Origin of the sequence: Falsiroseomonas ponticola (assembly GCF_016805305.1) — a bacterium.
Lineage (GTDB): Bacteria > Pseudomonadota > Alphaproteobacteria > Acetobacterales > Acetobacteraceae > Falsiroseomonas > Falsiroseomonas ponticola.
Genome location: NZ_JAERQN010000003.1, coordinates 538,035 through 558,958 on the forward strand (window position 1 = coordinate 538,035; position 20,924 = coordinate 558,958).

The 20,924-nt window shown below is 72.2% G+C and carries 21 protein-coding genes and 1 tRNA gene; 10 read left to right on the forward strand and 12 right to left on the reverse strand.

From position 1 onward, the window contains the following. Positions 1 to 56: 56 nt before the first annotated feature. Positions 57 to 725, reverse strand: a complete 669-nt coding sequence (locus JJI54_RS13085; protein ID WP_164696495.1) for an alpha/beta hydrolase — start codon at positions 723 to 725, stop codon at positions 57 to 59. 527 nt (positions 726 to 1,252) lie between these two features. Between JJI54_RS13085 and JJI54_RS13090 the strand changes: the two genes are divergently transcribed. The 7 genes from JJI54_RS13090 to JJI54_RS13120 all read left to right on the forward strand — a co-directional run bounded on the left by JJI54_RS13090 (position 1,253) and on the right by JJI54_RS13120 (position 6,458). Next, the gene (locus JJI54_RS13090; RefSeq protein WP_203073429.1) at positions 1,253 to 1,840 is read left to right on the forward strand and encodes an Rrf2 family transcriptional regulator; all 588 of its coding nucleotides are present in this window, start codon (positions 1,253 to 1,255) and stop codon (positions 1,838 to 1,840) included. Further along, complete coding sequence (locus tag JJI54_RS13095; RefSeq protein ID WP_203073430.1) at positions 1,824 to 2,912, forward strand: cysteine desulfurase family protein; 1,089 nt, start codon at positions 1,824 to 1,826, stop codon at positions 2,910 to 2,912. The genes JJI54_RS13090 and JJI54_RS13095 overlap by 17 nt, the downstream gene beginning before the upstream one ends. 8 nt (positions 2,913 to 2,920) lie before the next feature. After that, entirely contained in the window at positions 2,921 to 4,162 is a 1,242-nt protein-coding gene (locus tag JJI54_RS13100) for a cysteine desulfurase family protein (protein WP_203073431.1), read from the forward strand. 9 nt (positions 4,163 to 4,171) lie between these two features. After that, a complete protein-coding gene (locus tag JJI54_RS13105; protein ID WP_203073432.1) occupies positions 4,172 to 4,501 on the forward strand; it encodes a ferredoxin family 2Fe-2S iron-sulfur cluster binding protein in 330 nt (109 codons plus the stop codon). A 15-nt stretch (positions 4,502 to 4,516) separates the two neighbouring features. Next, on the forward strand, positions 4,517 to 5,227 hold the full coding sequence (locus JJI54_RS13110) for a TenA family protein (protein WP_203073433.1): 711 nt from the start codon (positions 4,517 to 4,519) through the stop codon (positions 5,225 to 5,227). Further along, a complete protein-coding gene (gene mnmA / locus JJI54_RS13115; RefSeq protein ID WP_203073434.1) occupies positions 5,227 to 6,336 on the forward strand; it encodes a tRNA 2-thiouridine(34) synthase MnmA in 1,110 nt (369 codons plus the stop codon). The genes JJI54_RS13110 and mnmA overlap by 1 nt, the downstream gene beginning before the upstream one ends. A 45-nt stretch (positions 6,337 to 6,381) precedes the next feature. After that, positions 6,382 to 6,458 (forward strand) — tRNA-Met (locus JJI54_RS13120). 154 nt (positions 6,459 to 6,612) lie between these two features. On the opposite strand, the gene JJI54_RS13125 is transcribed toward JJI54_RS13120, so the two are convergent. Together JJI54_RS13125 and JJI54_RS13130 are read right to left on the reverse strand one after the other, a co-directional pair. Further along, positions 6,613 to 7,662 (reverse strand): serine hydrolase domain-containing protein, encoded by a 1,050-nt coding sequence (locus JJI54_RS13125; RefSeq protein ID WP_203073435.1) that lies wholly within the window; start codon positions 7,660 to 7,662, stop codon positions 6,613 to 6,615. Then, positions 7,659 to 9,233, reverse strand: a complete 1,575-nt coding sequence (locus JJI54_RS13130; protein WP_203073436.1) for an ABC transporter substrate-binding protein — start codon at positions 9,231 to 9,233, stop codon at positions 7,659 to 7,661. Before JJI54_RS13130 ends, JJI54_RS13125 begins: the two co-directional genes overlap by 4 nt. A 68-nt stretch (positions 9,234 to 9,301) precedes the next feature. Here JJI54_RS13130 and JJI54_RS13135 point away from each other — a divergent pair, with 68 nt between their 5' ends. Continuing rightward, the gene (locus JJI54_RS13135; protein WP_203073437.1) at positions 9,302 to 10,273 is read left to right on the forward strand and encodes a LysR family transcriptional regulator; all 972 of its coding nucleotides are present in this window, start codon (positions 9,302 to 9,304) and stop codon (positions 10,271 to 10,273) included. Positions 10,274 to 10,325: 52 nt separating this feature from the next. On the opposite strand, the gene JJI54_RS13140 is transcribed toward JJI54_RS13135, so the two are convergent. From JJI54_RS13140 to dctP, 6 genes are read right to left on the reverse strand one after another with little or no spacing between them, the layout of a single operon-like run. Next, complete coding sequence (locus JJI54_RS13140; protein WP_203073438.1) at positions 10,326 to 11,762, reverse strand: alpha/beta hydrolase domain-containing protein; 1,437 nt, start codon at positions 11,760 to 11,762, stop codon at positions 10,326 to 10,328. Further along, positions 11,759 to 12,835 (reverse strand): alpha/beta hydrolase, encoded by a 1,077-nt coding sequence (locus tag JJI54_RS13145; RefSeq protein ID WP_203073439.1) that lies wholly within the window; start codon positions 12,833 to 12,835, stop codon positions 11,759 to 11,761. Before JJI54_RS13145 ends, JJI54_RS13140 begins: the two co-directional genes overlap by 4 nt. A 16-nt stretch (positions 12,836 to 12,851) precedes the next feature. Then, the gene (locus JJI54_RS13150) at positions 12,852 to 13,298 is read right to left on the reverse strand and encodes a type II 3-dehydroquinate dehydratase (RefSeq protein ID WP_203073440.1); all 447 of its coding nucleotides are present in this window, start codon (positions 13,296 to 13,298) and stop codon (positions 12,852 to 12,854) included. Positions 13,299 to 13,303: 5 nt separating this feature from the next. Continuing rightward, on the reverse strand, positions 13,304 to 14,599 hold the full coding sequence (locus JJI54_RS13155) for a TRAP transporter large permease (RefSeq protein WP_203073441.1): 1,296 nt from the start codon (positions 14,597 to 14,599) through the stop codon (positions 13,304 to 13,306). Between the two features lie 2 nt (positions 14,600 to 14,601). Then, complete coding sequence (locus tag JJI54_RS13160) at positions 14,602 to 15,075, reverse strand: TRAP transporter small permease (protein ID WP_203073442.1); 474 nt, start codon at positions 15,073 to 15,075, stop codon at positions 14,602 to 14,604. A gap of 7 nt (positions 15,076 to 15,082) precedes the next feature. Further along, positions 15,083 to 16,072 (reverse strand): TRAP transporter substrate-binding protein DctP, encoded by a 990-nt coding sequence (gene dctP, locus JJI54_RS13165; RefSeq protein WP_203073443.1) that lies wholly within the window; start codon positions 16,070 to 16,072, stop codon positions 15,083 to 15,085. Between the two features lie 177 nt (positions 16,073 to 16,249). Between dctP and JJI54_RS13170 the strand changes: the two genes are divergently transcribed. Further along, positions 16,250 to 16,969 (forward strand): GntR family transcriptional regulator, encoded by a 720-nt coding sequence (locus tag JJI54_RS13170; RefSeq protein WP_226381694.1) that lies wholly within the window; start codon positions 16,250 to 16,252, stop codon positions 16,967 to 16,969. Further along, the gene (locus tag JJI54_RS13175; protein WP_203073444.1) at positions 16,969 to 17,646 is read left to right on the forward strand and encodes a GntR family transcriptional regulator; all 678 of its coding nucleotides are present in this window, start codon (positions 16,969 to 16,971) and stop codon (positions 17,644 to 17,646) included. Before JJI54_RS13170 ends, JJI54_RS13175 begins: the two co-directional genes overlap by 1 nt. A 45-nt stretch (positions 17,647 to 17,691) precedes the next feature. On the opposite strand, the gene JJI54_RS13180 is transcribed toward JJI54_RS13175, so the two are convergent. From JJI54_RS13180 to JJI54_RS13190, 3 genes are read right to left on the reverse strand one after another with little or no spacing between them, the layout of a single operon-like run. Next, on the reverse strand, positions 17,692 to 18,648 hold the full coding sequence (locus tag JJI54_RS13180) for a tripartite tricarboxylate transporter substrate-binding protein (RefSeq protein WP_203073445.1): 957 nt from the start codon (positions 18,646 to 18,648) through the stop codon (positions 17,692 to 17,694). Then, a complete protein-coding gene (locus JJI54_RS13185) occupies positions 18,648 to 19,496 on the reverse strand; it encodes a BKACE family enzyme (RefSeq protein ID WP_203073446.1) in 849 nt (282 codons plus the stop codon). The genes JJI54_RS13180 and JJI54_RS13185 overlap by 1 nt, the downstream gene beginning before the upstream one ends. A 56-nt stretch (positions 19,497 to 19,552) precedes the next feature. Continuing rightward, positions 19,553 to 20,896 carry an MFS transporter gene (locus tag JJI54_RS13190; protein WP_203073447.1) on the reverse strand — a complete coding sequence of 448 codons (1,344 nt, stop codon included), beginning with the start codon at positions 20,894 to 20,896 and terminating at the stop codon, positions 19,553 to 19,555. Positions 20,897 to 20,924 lie beyond the last annotated feature (28 nt).

Genomic DNA, 20,924 nt, shown 5'->3' on the forward strand with positions numbered 1-20,924 from the left:
AAACGGCGCGCGGGGGTGCCGCGCGCCGTTCGGGACGCCGTGGAGGGGCGGGGCGGTCAGTCGGCCGCGAGCGCCATGCGGCCGCGGTTCAGCACGCCCATCACATGGTCTTCCGCCGCATCGGCCACCTGTTCGGCCTGGGGCGGGGTGAAGATGTGGCCGGCGCCCGGCATCACGCGGTAGTCGATGCGGATGCCCTTCTGGGTATTCAGCTTGTCCACAAGCTTGCGCACGGAGCTTTCGGGCACGAGCTCGTCATCCGCCCCGTGCAGCATCAGGCCGTTGCAGGGACAGGGGGCGAGGAAGCCGAAATCGTAGTGGCTGGCGGGGGCGGAGACGCTGACGAAGCCGCCCATTTCCGGCCGGCGCATCAGCAGCTGCATGCCGACATAGGAGCCGAAGGAATAGCCCGCGACCCAGAGGGAGGAGGCGTTCGGGTTGACGGCCTGGAGGAAGTCGAGCGCCGCCGCGGCGTCCGAGATCTCCCCGATCCCGCCATCGTAGCGGCCCTGGCTGCGGCCGACGCCGCGGAAGTTGAAGCGAAGGGTGGAGAACCCCATCGCCTGGAAGCGCTGGTACAGGGCATGAACGATCCGGTTGTTCATGGTCCCGCCATGGAGCGGATGCGGGTGCAGGATCAGCGCGACCGGCGCATGGGCCTGCTTCGCATGGTGATAACGACCCTCAAGCCGGCCGTCGGGGCCGGCGAACATGACTTCGGGCATCGTTCCTTCGATCCAGTCCGTGTTGGGTCCACGAATGGCCGGGCCTCAGCCCAACCCGGCCTTCGCGCACCATGACCGGGGGCGGGGCTGCGCTCCGCGCCCGCCACCTGGCCGTTTGGGGAACCACCCGCGCCGCCGCCGCGACGCGCCTCGGACACGATCCAGGGCCAGACCTGATCGTTCGGCATTCCCGCCCCTTCTGGGCCCCAACCCCGTTTGTTGACGGCGCTGGTCGGGAACAATAGCCTCGTGATGGCGACGGGTCGTCGCGGTCATCCGGCTCCGGTCTTGGCTCTGGTGGACGCGGCAGGCCCGCGCCCGAGGGCACCCCAGGGCGGGCTCCCGAGCCCCAGGGTGACCGCAATATAGGTGAGGCGCGGGCAGGTTTCATATCGGATTCATGGCATGGCCCGCATGTTCCTGCCGCTGGGGCGGCCCAATCAGGCTCACGTTACGGACAGTGGATACCATCACTCGCCCCGTGGGGGATTTGTGACGCAAGGGCACACGCCGGGCGGGAGCGCCCGATGAGACTCTCCACCCGGGGCCGCTACGCCGTCATGGCCATGGTCGAACTGGCGGCGCGCGACGACTCGGCCCCGGCCGAGCCCAAGGGGGTCGAGCCCAAGGCGCCCGAGCCCAAGGGGGCGGAGGGCAAGGCGCCCGAGCCGAAGGGGGCGGAGGGCAAGGCGCCGCGCGGCCAGGTGAGCCTGGCGGAGATCGCCAATGCCCAGCACCTCTCGCTCGCCTATCTCGAGCAGCTCTTCGGGCCGCTGCGGCGCGCGGGGCTCGTCGTCTCCACCCGCGGGCCGGGCGGCGGCTACCGGCTGGCGCGGGGCGCCGGCGCGATCTCCATCGCCGATATCGTGGAGGCGGTGGACGAGCCGATCCATGCGACGCGCTGCGACGATGGGGGGCCGGGCTGCCTCGCGGGCCAGCGCTGCCTGACGCATGATCTGTGGGCGGAGCTGGGCGACCAGATCCGGCTGTTCCTGGAAGCGGTGACGCTGGCGGATGTGATCGGCGGCAAGGTGCTGGGCCGGGCCATCGCGCCGCCCCCGGCCGGCCCGGTGGCCCTGGACGCGTCCCTGGGCGAGCATGGCCCTCTATCTTGATGCCAATGCGACGGAGCCGCTGCGGCCCGAGGCCCGGGCGGCGGTGATCCGCGCGCTGGACCTGGTGGGCAACCCGTCCTCGGTCCATGGCGCGGGGCGGGCGGCGCGGCGGGTGCTGGAGACGGCTCGGGAGCAGGTGGCGGCGCGCTTCGGCGGCAGCCCGGCGGAGGTCGTCTTCACCAGCGGGGGGACGGAGGCCAATGCGCTGGCCATCGCGGCGCTGGGACGCGGGCGGCGCGTGCTGGCGGGCGCCACGGAACACCCGGCCGTGCTGGCCGCGGCGCCGGGGGCCACGGCCCTGCCGGTGCTGGCGGACGGGACGCTGGACCTGGCGGCGCTGGGGGCCGCCCTGGCCGGCGGGCCGCCCGCGCTGGTCTGCCTGATGGCCGCGAACAACGAGACGGGGGTGCTGCACCCGCTGGGCCAGGCCGCGGCGCTGTGCAGGGCGCATGGGGCCATGCTGCATGTGGATGGCGTGCAGGCGGCCGGGCGCGTGGCGCTGGCGATCGGGGAGGCCGACAGCCTCGCCATCTCCGGCCACAAGCTGGGCGGGCCCAAGGGGGCGGGGGCGCTGCTGCTGCGCCCGGGGATCGACCTGCCGGCGCTGATCGCGGGCGGCGGGCAGGAACGCGGCCGGCGCGGGGGGACGGAGGCGCTGCCCGCCATCGCCGGCCTGGGCGCGGCGGCGGCGGCCGCGGACCCCGCCGCGGCCGCGCGGCTGGCGGCGCTGCGGGACGCGATCGAGGCGGGGGCGGGCGCCATGGTGGCGGGCGCCGGCGCGCCCCGGCTGCCCAATACCACCAGCCTGGTGCTGCCGGGCATCCCGGCGGAGACGCAGGTGATCGCGCTGGACCTGGCCGGGGTGCAGGTCTCGGCCGGGTCCGCCTGTTCCTCCGGCAAGGTGCGCGCCAGCCATGTGCTGGCGGCGATGGGGCTGGGGGAGGCGGCGGGCTCGGCGATCCGCGTCTCCCTGCCCTGGGATGCGGCGGCGGACACGGCGGAGCGTTTCCTGGCGGCGTGGGCGGCCATGCGTGACAGGCTCTCGCGCAAGGCGATGGCAGGCGCCACATAGGGGGCGCCATGACCCGCCCCAACCGTCCCATCTACCTCGACAACCACGCCACCACGCCGGTCGATCCGCGCGTGCTGGCGGCGATGCGGCCGTGGTGGGAGGAGAATTTCGCCAATCCGGGCTCCGTCGAGCATGCGATGGGGCTGGCGGCGGAAGCGGCGGTGGAGGAAGCGCGCGGCCATGTCGCGGCGCTGATCGGGGCGGAACCATCCGAAATCCTGTTCACCTCCGGCGCGACGGAGGCGAACAACCTGGCCATCAAGGGGGCGGCGCGCTTCGCGAAGGGGCAGGGGACGGAGCGGCTGCGCATCGTCACCGTGGCCACCGAACACAAATGCGTCCTGGAGAGCGTGAAGGACCTGGCGGCGGAGGGGTTCGAGCCGGTGCTGCTGCCGGTCGGGCCGGACGGGCTGCTGGACCCGGCCCTGCTGGACCGCGCGCTGGCGGGGGCGCCGACGCTGCTCGTCTCCGTCATGGCGGTGAACAACGAGATCGGCGTGGCGCAGGACCTGGCCGCGATCGGGGAGGTCGTGAAGCGCCACGGCGCGCTGTTCCACACCGATGCGGCGCAGGCGGCGGGGCGCGTGCCGATCGATGTGCAGGCGATCCGCGCCGACCTGGTCAGCCTGTCCGGCCACAAGGTCTATGGGCCCAAGGGGATCGGGGCGCTCTATGTCCGGCGGCGGCCGCGGGTGCGGCTCGCGCCGCTGTTCTCCGGCGGCGGGCAGGAGAGGGGGCTGCGGTCCGGCACCCTGCCGGCGCCGCTGATCGTGGGGCTGGGCGAGGCCTGCCGGATCGCGACGCTGGAAGGCGCGCTGGATTCCGGGCGGATCGCGGGGCAGCGGGACCGTTTCCTGGCCGCGCTTTCCGCCGCGGTGCCGGGGGTGGCGGTGAACGGGACGATGGAGCGCCGGGTGGCGGGCAACCTCTCCCTCAGCTTTCCCGGCGGCGTCACCGCCCAGGCGATCATGGCGGCGGCGCCGGAGGTCTGCGTCTCCACCGGCTCCGCCTGTTCCTCGGCGGAGGTCGAGCCCTCCTACGTGCTGAAAGCGCTGGGGCTCGGGGAGGCGCGGGCGCGTTCCACCTTGCGCATCGGCATCGGTCGCTTTACGTCGCCCGCGGATGTGGACCTTGCGGCAAGGGCGCTGGCCGGCGCCTGGCAACGGGCCATGCAATCGATCGAAGCAACCGAATCACCGGACAAGCTGGCGGCCGGGCGGACATCCCGCCCGGCGAGCGCGGCGGAATAAGGGCCTGACATGCCGAAGATGACCTTCATCGAGCGCGACGGGAACAGGAAGGAGGTGGACGCCCCCCTCGGCCTGTCGGTGCTGGAGATCGCGCACAAGCACGGCGTGGACATCGAGGGCGCCTGCGAGGGCAGCCTCGCCTGCTCCACCTGCCACGTCATCGTGGACGGGTCCTGGTACGGCAAGCTGACCGAGGCGACGGAGGATGAGGAGGATATGCTCGACCTCGCCTTCGACCTGCAGGAGACGAGCCGGCTCGGCTGCCAGATCATCATGACCGATGCGCTGGACGGGCTGGTGGTGAAGCTGCCCGCCGGCACGCGCAACGCCGGCGGCTGAGGGCGGGGGCATCCCATGGCAACCCCGGCGTGGATCCCCGCTGGGGAGAGCGACTTCGGCGCGGAGGGCGGGCTGTACCGCCGCCTTCGCGACGGCTGCGCGCAGGAATGGGTGGCCTATACCTGGCACCCCTTCGTGCGGGGCCTGTCGGACGGCACGCTGCCGCTGGCGGCCTTCCGCACCTACCTGATCCAGGACTACCTGTTCCTGATCCATTTCGCGCGCGCCAAGGCGCTGGCCGTCTTCAAGGCGGAGAGCATCGAGGCGATGCGGGAGAAGACCGCCTCCATCAGCGCCATCCTGGCCGAGACCTCGCTGCACCTGGCCTATTGCGCGGAGTGGGGCATCCCGGAGGCGGTGGTGCGGGCGACGCCCGAAAGCGCCGAGACGGTCAGCTACACCCGCTACGTGATCGATCGCGGCCTGGCGGGCGACATCCTGGACCTGGAAGTGGCGCTGGCCCCCTGCACCGTCGGCTATGCCGAGGTCGCACTCCGCATCCTGGCCGACCCGAACCGGCGGACTGACGGAAATCCCTACCAGTCCTGGATCGACAGCTATGGATCGCCTGCCTACCAGGCGATGGCGCGGGCGGCGGCGGCGCGGATCGATGCGCTGGGCGAAAGCCATGGCGGCGCGGCGCGCTTCCGGACGCTCTCCGCCACCTTCGCCGAAGCGGCGCGGCTGGAAGCGCGCTTCTGGCAGCAGGGGCTGGACGCGGCCTGATGCGCATCCTGGTCGCCATGTCCGGGGGCGTGGACAGCAGCGTGGTCGCCGCGCTGATGAAGGAAGCCGGGCACGAGGTCATCGGCGCCACGCTCCAGCTCTATGACCACGGCGCCGCCGTGCAGAAGAAGGGCGCCTGCTGCGCGGGGCAGGATATCCATGACGCGCGGCGCGTGGCCGATGCGCTCGATATCCCGCATTATGTGCTGGACCGGGAGGCGCGGTTCCGCGCCGCCGTCATCGCCGATTTCGCCGCCACCTATGCCCGCGGCGAGACGCCGATCCCCTGCGTGCGCTGCAACCAGACCGTGAAGTTCCAGGACCTGGTCGAGATGGCCCGGGACCTGGGCTGCGAGGCGATGGCCACCGGCCACTACGCCCGCCGCGTGGAAGGCCCCGATGGGGCGGAACTGCACCGCGCCGTCGATCCCGCGCGGGACCAGTCCTACTTCCTGTTCGCCACGACGCGGGACCAGCTGGATTTCGCGCGCTTCCCGCTGGGCGACATGCCGGACAAGGCGGCGGTGCGCGCGGTGGCGGAGCGGCTGGGCCTGGCGGTGGCGCAGAAGCCGGACAGCCAGGACATCTGCTTCGTGCCGGAAGGCCGCTACGACCGCCTGGTGGCGAAGCTGCGGCCGGAGACGGCGGAGGCGGGGGAGATCGTCGATCTCTCCGGCCGCGTGCTGGGGCGGCATGACGGCATCGGGCGCTTCACGGTGGGGCAGGGGCGCGGCATCGGCGTGGGCGGCACGGCGGAGCGGCTCTACGTCGCCGCCATCGATGCACCGCGCCGCCGCGTCGTCGTCGGCCCCCGCGCGGCGCTGCCGCAGGCGGAGGTGGTGGCGGGCGAGGTGAACTGGCTCAGCACGCCGCCGGAGGGCCCCGTGGCGGTCCAGGTGAAGCTGCGCGGGCGGGAGGCGCCGCGGCCCGGCGTGATGCGCTGGAACGCCGCGGAAGGGCTGCTGCGCGTGACGCTGGAGGAGCCCAACATCGCCGCCCCCGGCCAGGCCTGCGTGGTCTATGACGGCGACCGCGTCCTGGGCGGCGGGTTCCTGCGCGCCACCGCCACGACCACGGGCGCGATTGACAGCGAAGGGGCGGCGGCGTAACTCGCGCGCCATCGGCGGCGCCCTCCGGGTGCCCGCGACGCCTGGGGCGGCGTAGCTCAGCTGGTTAGAGCACGGCACTCATAATGCCGGGGTCAGCGGTTCAAGTCCGCTCGCCGCTACCACAGGTTCCTGGCCCGCCACGGCGTGGGTTTTCATGATCATGCGCCTGGATGGGTCGGGGTTCCCGTGTCGATGGGGCGCGGGCGCCGTGCGGCGCGGATAGGGCCGGCGCCCCTGGAATCGGTCAGCCGTCGCGGCGCGGGAACGCGCCGCCCCTCAGCGGCGGCAGTCGAGGACCGCCTGACCCAGCGCCACCATCTGGGTGCTGGAGACGGAGGGCAGGTCGCCGAGGTCGACGCCGGCATTGCGGCGCATGGCGCGGTCGTCGGTGATGGCGCGGCGATGCACCATCAGCAGGTCGAGCTTCGGCAGGCCCAGGATGAACTGCCCGTAGTGGCCGGAAGCGAGGAAGGCGCCTTCCCATTCCGGTGCGCCGCTGTGCATCGGCAGCCACCAGTAGTAGCCGTAGCCGAGGCCGCGGCCCGCGAACTGGCCCTGCATCGCCGCCGGCGGGACATGCGGCGCGAGGCTTTCCCGCACCCAGGATTCGGGCACGAGCTGCCGCCCGTTCCAGCGCCCGCCGCGCATCACCAGCAGCCCGACGCGCGCCATGTCCCGCCCCGAGAGGAACATGTGGTAGGCGAGGAAGCGGGAGCGGTCGGGATAGCCCAGCATGCGCTGGCGGCCGCGGTCGAAATCCTCGAAGCCCAGCGGCACGGCCAGCTGGTCGCGCAGCGCGTCATGCACCGTGATGCCGGTCAGCTGTTCGAAGATGGCGCCGGCGACGTTGAAGTCCCAGTTGTTGTAGTGGAAGCGCGTGCCGGGCGCCTGCGAACCGCGCGGCGGCGTGCCGGCATCGTCGCCGCCCGGGCTGCCGGCGGGGTAGTAGACGCCCGACCGGCTGGTCAGGATGTCGCGGATCCTCGCCCGCTTCTCCGCCGGCCACAGGCCCTGCACGTCATCGATGCCGAGCTGGTCCAGCGTCATGTCCAGGTCGATGCGGCCAGCGGCGACATGCGGGCCGTAGAGCAGGGACAGGATGCTCTTGCGCGTGGAGGCGAGGTAGCTGGCTTCCGACACTTCGCCGTAGCGGTGGATCACCCGGCCCTGCGAGACGACCATGAAGGAGGTCGTGGTGAGCAGGCGCAGCCGGCCGGTGAAACGGTCGAGCGCGCCGGGGTCGAAGCCCGCGGCCCGCGCATCGCCATCCTCCCACGCGCCCGATGGCTCGGTCGTGGCGCTGTCGTCCTGCCGCAGCGGCGTCATGGCGCGGTCCGCCCGACATCCTTGGCCAGCGTCCGTTCATCGAGCCGCGGCTCATAGGCCAGGCCGCGGCGCAGCGCCCAGCTGTTGGTCTGGTGGTAGAGGGGGATGATCGCGCCATCCTCCATCGCGAGGCGCGTGGCCTCCCGCAGCATCGCCTCCCGCGCCGCATCGTCGAAGGTGCCGGCCGCGCGCTCCACCAGCGCATCCATGGCGGGGTTGGTGTAGGAGGAGGTGTTGCCGCCGCCGATGTTGCGCGCCGGGTCGGGCGTGCCGAGCACGTTCACGAGCATCGAGGTCGCATCGAAGGTGGCGTTGCCCAGCCCGACCACATGCATCGCGAAATTCCCGCGCTGCGCGGCATAGGCGGTCCAGGGCATGGAGACGACGCTGGTGCGCACGCCGATGCGCGTCCACATCTGCGCGACCGCCTGCGCGACGGCGGGGGCGCCGGGGTAGCGATCCGTCGGCACATGCAGCGTCAGGCGGAAGCCGCTGGGATAGCCGGCCGAGGCCAGCAGGGCGCGGGCGCGGTCCGGTTCGGCATCCCCGGCCACTATCGACGGCAGGGCGGAGAAGGTGCCGGGCGGCAGGATCTGCGTGGTGGCGACCGCGGTGCCTTCCAGCACGCGCTGCGCCAGGCCGGCGCGGTTGATGGCGAGGGACAGCGCCTGCCGCACCTCCCGCCGCGCCAGCGGGTTGGCGGGCAGCGCGCCGCCATCCGCCGCGGTGACGAAGGGCGCCGGCGTGGCCGTGCCATGTTCCGGCGCCAGGTAGATGACGCGCAGCCCGGGCGCGCTGACGACGGTGATGCCGGCCGTGCCCCGCAGGCGCGGCAGGTCGGACGCCGCCGGCATCTCGATCATGTCCACGTCGCCGGAGAGCAGCGCCGCGGTGCGGCCCGCGGGGTTCGGCATCATGCGGTAGCTCGCGGCTTCCCAGGGCATGGCGGCGCCCCACCAGGCGGGGTTGCGCTCCAGCTCCACCCGGTCGCCGGCGCGGAAGGCGCGCAGGCGGAAGGCGCCCGTGCCGATGGCGGCGCGGCCGGCATTGTAGTCCGCCGTCGATGCCCCTTCCCCGGCATGGCGGGAGATGATGGCGACATTCACCAGGTCTCCCGGCAGGCCGGGGGCGGGGCCGCGCGTCTCGATCCGCAGCGTCGTGGCATCCACGCCGGAGACGCTGGCGATGGCGCGGAGGAAGCCGCCGAAGCCGCTGGGGCTGTTCGGCACGTTGCGCGCGCGCGTGACGCTGAAGGCGATGTCGTCCGCCGTCAGCGGCGTGCCGTCATGCCAGGTCACGCCCGGGCGCAGGCGGAATTCCCATGCGGTGTCGGAGACCGGCCGCCAGGATTCGGCGAGGCCCGGCGCTAGCGCGCCGCCCGCCGCGCGTTCCACCAGCCGGTCGAAGACCTGCATGGCGATGCTGTTGTTGGGGGAGGCGTTGTGGAAATGCGGGTCGGCCGAGGTGATGGCGCCGGCCATGCCGATGGTCAGCGTCTGCGCCTGCAGCGGCGCGGCGGCGAGCGCCATGAACCCGGCCAGGCGCAGGGCCCGTCTTCCAGCAACTCCCATGGCGCGGCCCTCCTGCGGTCGTCAGCGGTGGGGTGACTGTTTCCGGCGGTCGGTAATCCGTCAAATCGATGGTACTCATCCTCGACATGCACCAGACGAATGCCCCCGCGCCCATCCGGTCGCTGCTGTCGCTCGACCTCAATCTGCTGAAGGCGCTGCACGCGCTGTGGCAGTGCCGCGGCATCACCGCGGCGGGCCGCATGATCGGCCTGTCCCAGCCCGCGATGAGCCATGCCCTGCAGCGCCTGCGCCTGGCCTTCGCGGATGAGCTGTTCGTGCGCGGGCCCGGCGTGCTGGTGCCGACGCCGCGCGGCACCGAGCTGTGCCTGGCCGCTTCCGCGGCCCTGTCGGCGCTGGAGCGGGTGGCGGTGCCCGCGGAGCCCTTCCAGCCGGGCTCGAGCACCCGGCGCTTCCGGATCGGCATGAACGACTATGTGTCGGCGACGCTGCTGCCGCGCATGGTGCAGGCGCTTGCCGGCCAGGCGCCGCAGGCCGCGCTGGAGGTGATCCACCTGCCGCGCGGCCAGAACCAGGATGGCCCGCTGCTGCCGCGGCTGCTGGATGAGGGGCGGATCGAGCTGGCGCTCGGCCAGATCGACGACCTGCCGCCGCGCTGCCGCCGGCAGAAGCTGCGCGAGGATCCCCATGTCTGTGCCCTGGCGCGGGCGGCGTGGCCGGCGGCGCGGCCCTTCGACATCGGCGCCTATACCGGGCTCCGACATGTCCGCGTCTCCTCCTTCCCCGAGCGCCGGAGCTGGGTCGAGAAGGTGCTGGAGGCGCAGGGGCTGACGCGGCGGATCGCGGTGACGGTGCCGCATTTCATGGCCGCGCTGCATCTGGTGGCGCGGACGGACCTAGTGACCACGCTGCCGCTGGGCGCCGTGGCGCCCTTCGCGGAGGCGCTCGGCCTGCATGTCCTGCCCTCGCCCCTGCCGGAGCGGCTTCATCACCTCGACATGGCGTGGCTCAATGCGGGGGATGGCGACCAGGGGCTGGCGTGGCTGCGCGGCATGATCGTGGAGACGGTACTGCGCGGGTAGGAGCCGCGGCGAGGAAAGGGGCAGGCCGCCCGGGCGGGGGCCTGCCTTGTCCTCACCAATCCGGCAGGCCCTCCGCGGCGGTGGCGATGAGCCTTTCGGCATCGGCGGGCAGCAGGAAGCCGCCGCGGCGGTTCTGCTCCGTCACCTCCCGCACCCGCTGCAGATAGGCGTCGCGCGAGGGGTAGAGGCGGCGCAGCGTCACGAGGTCGAACGGCACATGCGTGCCGGCCTGGCGGCAGGCGCCGTCCGGCACCGGGGCAACGCCGCCGGCATTCCAGCCGGTGTTGAGCGCGACCGGCACTTCCGCATCGGCCAGGCGGATGCCGCCACGCGCGATGCCATGCTCGTCACGCAGCGCCACGGGCGGATCGCGGGAGAGATCGACCGCCATCGGCGCGGGCATGGCGGGCGGGCGTTCGCCCTGCAGCCAGCGCGCCGTCCAGTGATAGGCCGCATGGGTGACGAGGTGCAGCCGCACGCGGCTGCGCGCGGGGTCGATGCAATTGGCCGTATCGGGCGTGATGCCGCGCACGCCGACATCGCGCAGGCGGACGGGGCTGTTGACGACGAAGTTGTGGTAGTCGCTGTGGGACGAACCGGCGATCTCCCACGCCACGTAGCGATCCGTGTCGGGCCGCCGCAGCCGTGCTTCCGAGCGCAGCAGGTCCCATTCGCTGATGATCTTGAGGACGGGCTGGCGCACATCGTCGCGGATCGGGATGTCGATCGGGCCGCCGAGGACGAAGGCGGCGTAGATCGGGTCGCGCGGGTGCACGGCGTTGGCGTAGGTGGCGAGGTTGACGGAGGATTGCGAATCCCCCGTGGCGATCAGCGTGCGCGCCCCCGGCAGCCCGCCCAGCGGATCCACGCCGCGCGGCTGCGCGATGGCCTGCCCGGCCTGGCTGAAGATGTCCCATTTCAGGCTGTCATCGGTGATGGTGCCGCCCGCCGTGACGTCGAGCGTGCCGTAGCGGCGGGGGCTCCAGGCGCGCAGGCCGTTGGGCGTGCCATGCACGCCGGCGCGCTGCGGCCCGACGCCGACCCAGGCATAGCCTTCGCGGATGAAGTACTCCGACGCGCGGTACCACTGCACGTCGAGTTCCCAGTTGTTGGTGACGTTCTGCCATTCGACGATGACGCGGCCATTGAACCGCGCCGGGTCGGCAGGCCGGCGCACGACCAGGCGGATGCGGTAGGGATGGTCGCGGCTCACCACCTCCGCCGGCGTGTCGGAGGCCGAGGCGGCGCAGAGCGTGGCGGGGCAGGCCGTGCTGTAGCGGCTGGCGCGGCCGTCCACGAAGAACTCCTCCTCCACATAGCCGGACCCTGGCGGGAAGAGGATGGTGGCGAGGAAGGGATAGTCGCGGGCGGCGTCACCCGGCGCGACGCTGGCGGGGATGGGCCCGGTGACCGTCGGGTTCTCGATCGCCTCGGCCGGCGGCGCCGCGATGCCGAGGGCGATGGCGGCGGCGAGCAGCGCGCGGATCATCGGGCGGCCCGCCCGGCGCCGATGGTGGTGGCGAAGAAGTCGAGGGTGCGCGCCAGCATCGCGCGGCTGGTGTCGCGCGTCGCGTCATGGCTGGCGCCGATGAAACTGTGGTCGATGCCCGGCAGGATCACGAGTTCCACCGGCACGCCGGCCGCGCGCAGGCGCTGGTGGAATTCCTGCGACTGCGCCACCGGCACCGTGCGGTCCGCATCGCCATGGATCAGCAGGAAGGGCGGGTCGGCGCGATCCGCGTAATGCGCGGGGCTCGGCGCGTTCAGGCGATCCTCCGTGCAGGTGGCGGTGCCGCAGTTGAGGTAGGGATGCTCCCGGTGGTTCGCGGTGCCGGCGGGTGGGCGGCGCAGCGTCGCGAAGTCGAAGATGCCGTACCAGGCGGCGACGGCCTGCGCGCAGTCGGATTGCTGCAGCAGGCCGGCGGGCGGGCTGATCGGCTGTTCGACATTGGCGTTCATCCGCGGCGCCACCACGGGCGGTGCCAGGGCCTCCACGCCGCAGCTCGTGCCCGCCAGCGCGGCGAGCTGCCCGCCGGAGGAGGCGCCCCAGAGGCCGACCCTCTCCCGGTCGATCCCCCAGCGATGCGCATGGGCGCGCAGGAAGCGGATCGCGGTCTTCACGTCATGGATCGCGGCGGGGAAGGGTTCCTCCCCCGCGAAGCGATAGGCGACGGAGGCGACGACGAAGCCCTCCGCCGCGATGGAGGCCAGGACTTCCGGCCAATTGGCGAAGGCGGCGGAGAGGCGCGGGCCGCCGCCCATCCAGCCGCCGCCATGGATGTAGATGATGAGCGGCCGCGGCGCGCCGCCCGGCGGCGGCAGATAGAGGTCGAGCTTCATCGGGCGGTAGCCCGCGATGGTCGAATAGGTGATGTCGGCCAGCCCCGTGACGCCGCCCGTGAAGGTGTGGCGCCGTTCCGGCCAGGGTTCGTGCACGTCCCCGAAGATGCGGTAGTTCACCACCGCCTGGCCGGCCACGCGTTCGCCGGGCGTCTCCGCCCGCGCACCGCCCGACAGCAGCAGGCCGAGCGCCAGGCCCGCCAATGCCTTCCCGAACCTCATGGACCCTTCCTCCCCCTCAGCTGGCGACGTCGTCCAGCAAGTCCTGCAAGGCGCGGATCGCGGTGGCGTAGCCGCGCGCGCCGAGGCCCGCGATCACCGCGGTGGCGACGCCGGAGACCAGCGAATGCTGGTGCAGCGCGTCGCGGCGATGGATGTTGGAGATGTGCAGCTCCAGGATCGGGCGCGGGAACATCCGCAGCGCATCGACCAGCGGGATGGAGCGGAAGCTGAGCCCGGCGGGGTTGATGACGAGGCCCGCCGCGTCGCTGTCAATGGCGTCGTGGATCCACTCCACCATCTGTCCTTCCCAGTTGGTCTGGCGGAACACCACCGCATCCGCGCCGGCGGCCGCGCGGCACATCGCCTCGACCTCCGCCAGCGTCGTGCGGCCGTAGATCTCCGGTTCGCGCTTCCCCAGCCGGTCCAGGTTGGGACCGTTCAGCACATGCAGGGTTCGTGTCATCGCCTTCAGCCTTGGTAGCCGAGCTGCCGTGGCAGCCAGAGCACGAGTTCGGGGAAATAGGTGATGGCCAGCAGGGCGGCGATCATCGCCAGCAGGAAGGGCAGCGTATCGCGCACCACCGCCATCAGCGGCTGGTTGGACAGCTTGGCCACGATGAACAGCAGCAGGCCGTAGGGCGGCGTCACCAGGCCGATCATGATGTTGACGACGACCATGACGCCGAAATGCACCATGTCCACGCCCAGCGCCTTGGCCGCCGGCACCAGCACGGGCACGACGATCAGCAGGATGGTGCTGCCTTCCATCAGGCAGCCCAGCACCAGCAGGATGATGTTCACCAGCAGCAGGAACTGCCATTGGGAGAGGTCCCAGCCGGCCAGGATGGCGCGCACGGTGTTGGGCACGTTCTCGCTGGTGATGACGAAGTTCAGCGCCAGCGCGCCGGCGATCAGCATGCCGATCGCGGCGGTGGACCGCGCGCTGTCCACCACGGCGGACCAGGTCTGGCGGAGCGTCAGGCTGCGGTAGAAGACGGCGGCGATCAGCCAGGCATAGGCGGCGGCGACGGCCGCGGCCTCGGTCGGCGTCATCACGCCGCCATAGATGCCGCCCAGCAGGATGACGGGCATCAGCAGCGCGGGCAGCGCTTCCACCGTCAGGCGCGGCACTTCGCGCAGGGGCACCTTCTCCGCGATCGGCCAGTTGTTGCGATGCGCCATCCAGCTGTTGATGCCCATCTGCGCGAGCGCCATCAGAAGGCCCGGGATCACGCCGCCCAGGAACAGGTAGCCGATGGAGGCATCGGCCACGAGCGCATAGAGCACCATCGGGATGGAGGGCGGGATGATCGGCCCGATCACGGCGGTGACGGCGGTGATGGCGGCGGCGTAGCTGGGCGGATAGACGCCGCCCTTCGTCATCATGTCGATCTGCACCTTGCCGCTGCCCGCGGCATCGGCGACGGCGGAGCCCGACATGCCGGCGAAGATCACGCTCTGCACGATGTTGACGTGGCCAAGCCCGCCGCGGAAGCGGCCCACCAGCAGGTCGCAGAAGCGCAGCAGCCGGTCCGTCAGGCTGCCGGCATTCATCAGCCCGGCCGAGAAGATGAAGAGCGGCACGGCCAGCAGCACGTAGCTGCCGTTCAGCCCGTTCAGCACCTGCTCCGCCGCGATCGACATGTCCTGCCCGGAGGCACCGAGATAGACGATGGCGGCGGAGATCATCGCGACCCCGATCGGCAGGCCGAGGCAGGAGAGGCCGAGCAGCGTGACCAGCATGAGCATGAGGGGGGAGAGCATCGTCACGCCCCCCGCGCCAGGCCGCGGCCGGTGACGGACCGCCAGACGATCAGCGCGTGGCGCACGATCTGCGCCACGGCGAAGACCAGGTAGACCGAATAGACGTAGTCGAAGCGCAGCCCCAGATAGGCGGTCTTCTCCACCTTCATGAAGGCGACGTAGTCCGCCATCGCGGGCAGCGACCAGGTGAAGATGGCGACGACGGCGCTGCCGGTGATGGCATCCGCCACGCGCTTCACGCCGGGCGACATGGCGCCGTAGAGGACGTCGAAGCGGATCTCCTCCTCATCCCGCAGCACCAGGCCGGCGCCCCAGAGGATGCCCCAGACCCAGCAGAGGGTGGAGAACTCGGCCGTCCAGCTCAGCGGCGCGTTGAAGACGTAGCGCGTCACGATCTGGAGGATGAAGGCGACGAACATCGCCGCCAGCAGCGCGGAGAGCACATCCTCCGCGCGGCGGCCGAGCCAGCCGATCATCGCCGCCTCAGCGGACGGCGTTGATGCGGTCGAGGATTCCCGCGGGCCAGCCCTGCGACTGGGTGGAGGCGAGGTAGCGGCGCTGCGCCTCCGCCCGGAAGGCATCGACGTTGGGCGCATAGACTTCCAGCCCCTGGGCGCGGAAGAAGTCCAGCATCTCCCGCTCCTGCGCCAGGTGGCGGCTGGTGCTTTCCGCGATGGCCTTGTCGGCGGCGGCCTGCATGGCCGTGCGCTGCGCCGCCGTCATGCCATCCCACACCCGGGACGAGACCGAGAGCAGGTCATAGGCGACCAGGTGGCTGGTCAGCACGAACTGCGTCGTCACCTCATGGAAGCGCATGGTGCGGCTGGTCGGCAGTGGGTTGTCCTGGCCATCGACGGTGCCGGATTGCAGCGCCGTGTAGAGCTCCGCGAAGGCGACCGGCGTCGGGTTGGCGCCCAGCGCCTCCCCCAGGAACTGCCAGGTCTCGCCGGGCGGCATGCGCAGCTTGATGCCGCGCATGTCGGCCGGGGTCGCGATGCGGGTGCGCGGCTTCAGGTTGACGTGGCGCGTGCCGAAATAGAGCGGGCCCAGCACATGGACGTTCAGCTGTTCCCGCGCCATGCGCTTGAACTCCTCGCCGATCGGGCCGGCGAAGACCTTGGTCATGTGGTCGGCGTCGCGGAACAGGTAGGCGGAGGCCATGACGGACCAGGTGGGGATCTGGCGGGAGAAATCCTGCGGCGCCAGGTTCGCCATCTCCACATTGCCGCGCTGGATCGCGACCAGCTCCGTCCCCTGGCGGAACAGCGTCGCGTTCAGGTGCAGCTCGACGTCGAAATCGGAGGCGAGGTCGCGCTGGAAGCCCTTCATGGCATCGGCGCGGATGTCCTGGTCGGAGAAGACGGCGGTGAAGCGGATGCGCCGCCGCTGCTGCGCCTGGGCCCCGAGGATCGGCGCCGTCGCGAGCGCGGCGGAGGCGGCGAGCAGCGAGCGGCGCCCGATGAACGAGGTCATGGTCGTTTTCCTTCCCTGGACGACGAGCCGTTGGGCGGCTTTCACGGCACGACGCTAATGGCGGCGAATGGGCCGATCAAGGCATATTCGTCATTTCATCGGAGATTCGAGGAAATACCCGATATTGCGGCGGGCGCGGCGCTGGCCGATAGTGGGGCTGCCGGCAGGGAGGATGGGTTGGGCAGCGGGGCAGCACCCGGGCTGGAGCAGGGCGGCGAGGCGGCTTACCAGCAGCTGCGCGGCGACATCGTGCTCGGACGCCTGGCGCCCGGCCGCAAGCTCGGCCTGGACAGCCTGCGGGCGATCTACCGCGTCGGCGTCGGCACGCTGCGGGAGGCGCTGAACCGCCTGGCGAGCGAGGGGCTGGTGGTGGCGGAAGGGCAGCGCGGCTTCACCGTGGCGCCCGTCTCGCCGGCGGATTTCGCCGAGATCGCCGATCTGCGCCTGCTGCTGGAGAAGCACGCCATCGGCCTGTCCTTCGCCGCGGGCGACCTCGATTGGGAAGGCGCCGTCGTCGGCGCGCATCACCGGCTGCAGGTGCTGGAGCGGCGCCTGCTGGCGGGGGATCCCGCGGATGCGGCGCTGTGGAAGCGCTACGACCGGGAATTCCACCAGGCGCTGATCGATGCCTGCGGCTCCGCCGTGCTGCTGGAGGCCTATGCCGCGGCCTATGACCGCTACCTGCGCTACCAGATGGTGGCCGTGGTGTTCCGCGGCGCGGTGGCGGCGGACCAGCATGCGGCGCTGCTGCACTGCGCGCTGGCGCGGGACGCCGCCGGCGCCTGCCGCGTGCTGGAGGCGCATATCGCCGGCTGCGTGGAGCATGTGGCGCAGAGCCGCGCCCTGGCGCCCTTCGCGACCGCGCCGAGGCGCGTGCCGGCGGCGGGAGGCGCGTGATGCCCGGGCCTTCCGACAGCGCGGAAACCGCCGGGGAGCGCGCCTATCGCGCGATCCGCGCCGATATCCTGCGCGGCGTGCTGGCGCCGGGCCAGAAGCTGAAGCTGGATGCGCTGCGCGATGCCTATGACACCGGCATCGGCACGCTGCGCGAGACGCTGAGCCGCCTGGTCGCGGAGCGCATCGTCGTCGCCGAAGGGCAGCGCGGCTTCGAAGTGGCCCCCTTCTCGACGAAGGAGCTGCGGGAGCTGGCGGCGCTGCGCCTGCTGCTGGAGGGGCATGCGCTGGAGCAGTCCTTCCGCGCCGGCGACCTGGATTGGGAAGCGCGCGTGGTGGCCGCCTATCACAAGCTGGCGCTGATGGAGGAGAAGCTGCGCGCCGGCGATGCGGGGGCGCTGGAGACCTGGCGCCACGCCGATGCGCGGTTCCACCAGACGCTGATCTCCGCCTGCGGGTCGCGGGCGCTGATGGCGACCCATGCCGCCACCTTCGACCGCTACCAGCGATACCAGAACGTGGCGCTGGGGTTCCGCGGGGCCGTCGCCTCCGCCGAGCACGCGGCGCTGCGCAACGCCGCGCTGGAGCGTGACGCCGCGGCGGCGCGATCGGTGCTGGAGGTGCACATCCTGGGCGGCGTCGAGCATGCGCTGGCGGCGGGGACCGTGCCGGGCGGCTGAGCAGGGGCGGGGCCGCCGGCGCGGGGGATCACGCCGGCAGGCCCGTCATTCCGGCTGGATGCCGGCGCGGCGGATGAAGACCGCCCAGCGCGCCGTCTCCTCCGCCAGCAGGCCCGCCAGCGTGCCGGCATCGCCTGCCATCGGCTCCGCGCCGATGCGGGCCAGGCGATCCGCGATGGCGGGTTCGGCCAGGAGGCGTGCCAGCAGCGCCGAGAGGGGCGCACGCGCCGGCGGGGGCAGGGCGCGCGGCGCCAGCATGGCGAACCAGGGATCCACCGCGAAGCCGGGCACGCCGGCTTCCGCCATCGTCGGCAGATCGGGAAAGGCGGTGATGCGCCGCGATGTCGTGACCGCCAGCGCCACCAGGCGGCCGGAGGCGATGTGCGGCGCGGCGGAGGTGATGCTGTCGAACATCGCATCGACGCGCCCGGCCACCAGGTCCGTCACCGCGGGGGCGGAGCCGCGATAGGGCACATGGTCCAGCGCCAGCCCCGCGAGATCCGCGAACAGCGCGCCCGCCAGATGGATGGAGGTGCCGCTGCCGGCGGAGGCGTAGGTCAGCGCGCCGGGCCGGCGCCGCGCTTCCGCCACCAGATCCGCCACGCTGCGCCAGGGGCGTGAGGCCTGCACGACCAGGATGTTCGGCACCACCGCGACGGGGCCGACCGGCACCAGATCGGCCTCCGCATAGGGCAGGCGGGGATAGAGCGCGGGGTTCACCGCATGGGCGAGGGAGACCATGAGCAGCGCATGCCCGTCCGTCACCTGCGCGGCCGTGCCGGTGCCGGTGGTGCCGCCCGCGCCGGGGCGGTTCTCCACCACCACGGGCTGGCCCAGCGCTTCCGCCATCGGGCCCGCGAGGATGCGCGCCATGGCATCGATCGCGCCCCCCGGCGGGAAGGGCACGATGAGGCGGAGCGGCCGGTCCGGCCAGGGGCGGGGCTGCGCGAGGGCCGGCAGCGGCAGCGCGCCGGCCAGCGCCAGCAGGGAACGGCGGCGCATCACGCGGCGCTCCGCAGCGCGACCGAGGGCAGGCCCAGGATGCGGCGCGCGGTGGCGGCATCCGCCACGGGGCGCCCGGCCTCCGCCGCCAGCTCCGCCGTGCGGCGCACCAGCGCGGCGTTGGAGGGGGCGAGGGTGTGCCGGTCCAGCCGGATATTGTCCTCGAGCCCCGTGCGCACATGGCCGCCGCGCGCCAGGGCCCAGCGTGCGACCGTGAACTGGTCCCGCCCGATGCCGGCCGCGGTCCAGGTCGCGCCCGGGATCAGCGTGCGCAGCAGGGAGAGTTCGAAATCCAGGATATCCTCCCGCGGCGGCAGCGCGTGCTTCACGCCGAAGACGAACTGCACATGCGGCGGCGCCAGGATCAGGCCCTCCCTGACCAGGTCGGCGGTATTGGTCAGCATGGCCAGGTCGAAGACCTCGATCTCCGGCTTGATCCGCAGGTCGCGCATGGTGGTGGCCAGCGTGCGGACGAAGTCCGGCGGATTCTCGTAGACGATGGTGGGGAAGTTGACGCTGCCGGTGGCGAGGCTCGCCATGTCCGGCCGCAGATGCAGCATCGCGCCGCGGGCTTCCAGCGCCCGGCCGCGGCCGCCGGTCGAGAACTGGATGATGATGTCGGGGCAGTGCCGCCTGATGCCGTCCTGGAAGGCGGCGAATTTCGCGGGATCGCTGCTGGGCGTCTCGTCCTCGTTGCGGACATGGACATGCACCAGGGTGGCGCCGGCCTCATAGGCGGCGTGGGTGCTTTCGATCTGCTCCGCGACGGTCACCGGCAGGGCCGGGTTGTCCTTCCTGCGGGGCACGGATCCGGTGATGGCGACGGCGATGATGACGGGGTCCGCCATGGTATCCTCCCTGTGTGCCGGGGGCGCGGGACCAGCCCGCGCGCCCCGTGGCTGTTCTATTCCGCCGCGACCGGCACGATGGCCGGCATCGGCTGGCGCGTCACGCCCTTTGCGAACATGGCGAGCGCCGCGAGGAAGGCCGGCAGCGCGGCGACGGTGAAGACCGTGGCGAGGTCCCAGCCCAGCGAAAGCAGGAAGCCGCCGACCATGGAGCCGAGCACGGAGCCGATGCGGCCCACCGCATTGGCCCAGCTGACGCCCGTGGCCCGCGCCGCGGTCGGGTAGTAGGCGGCGGCCAGCGCATTCACCCCGACCTGCGCGCCGGCGACGCCGAAGCCCGCGCCGAAGATGGCGAAGACCAGCAGCCAGGGCAGGGCGGTCGCGCTGCCCAGCAGCATCACGAAGGCCCCGGCGAGCAGGTAGGCGAAGCCCAGGACGCGGTGCGGGTTGAAGCGGTCCATCAGCCGCCCGATCAGCACCGCGCCGATGGTGCCGCCCGTGGCGAGCGTGGCCGCCATGAGCGAGGCATTGGCCAGGGAGAAGCCCGCCGTGGTGATCAGCAGCGGCAGCCAGCTGGACAGCAGGTAGAAGACCAGCAGGCTCATGAAGAAGGTCGTCCAGATCAGCAGCGTGCCGGTGGCGAGCCCGCCGCGGAAGAACTGCGCGATGGGCAGGCCGCGGGGACGGACGGCGCTGCTGAAGCGCAGGCCCGACAGGTCGGTGGCCGGCGCGATGGGCTGCATGATGGCCGCGATGCGCGCGGCCGGGGCCTGGCGCAGCGCCAGGTAGCGCGGGGATTCCGGCAGCACCGCCGCCAGCACGGGCACCAGCACCAGCGGCAGCACGCCGCCCAGCACCAGCAGCCCCTGCCAGCCGAAGGCGCCCACGATGTGGGACGCCGCGAGCCCCGCGGCGGCGGAGCCGATGGTGAAGCCGCAGAACATCAGCGTGACGAGCGAGGACCGCTTCCGCGCCGGGCAGAATTCGGAGGTGAGGGTGATGGCCGCCGGCATGGCGCCGCCAAGCCCGATGCCCGTCACGAAGCGCAGCACCGTCAGCATCTCGACCGAGGTGGCGAAGGCGGAGGCGAGGGTGGCCAGGCCGAAGAAGACCGTGGTGGCGACGAGGACGGGCTTGCGGCCCCATCGGTCCGCCAGCGGGCCGAAGACGAAGGCGCCGACCATCAGCCCGAAGAGCCCGGCGCCGAAGAGCGGCGCGAGCTGCGCCGGCGTCACGCCCCATTGCGCGCGCAGCGCGGGGGCGATGAAGCCGATGGCGGCGGTGTCGAAGCCATCGATCGCGACCACCAGGAAGCACAGCGCGATGACGCGCTTCTGGAAGGCCGATAGGGGATTGGCGTCGATGACGTCCTGGACGTCCGTCATGCGGGTGGCTGTCATCCTGAAGTTCCTCTCCTGTTGTCGTTGT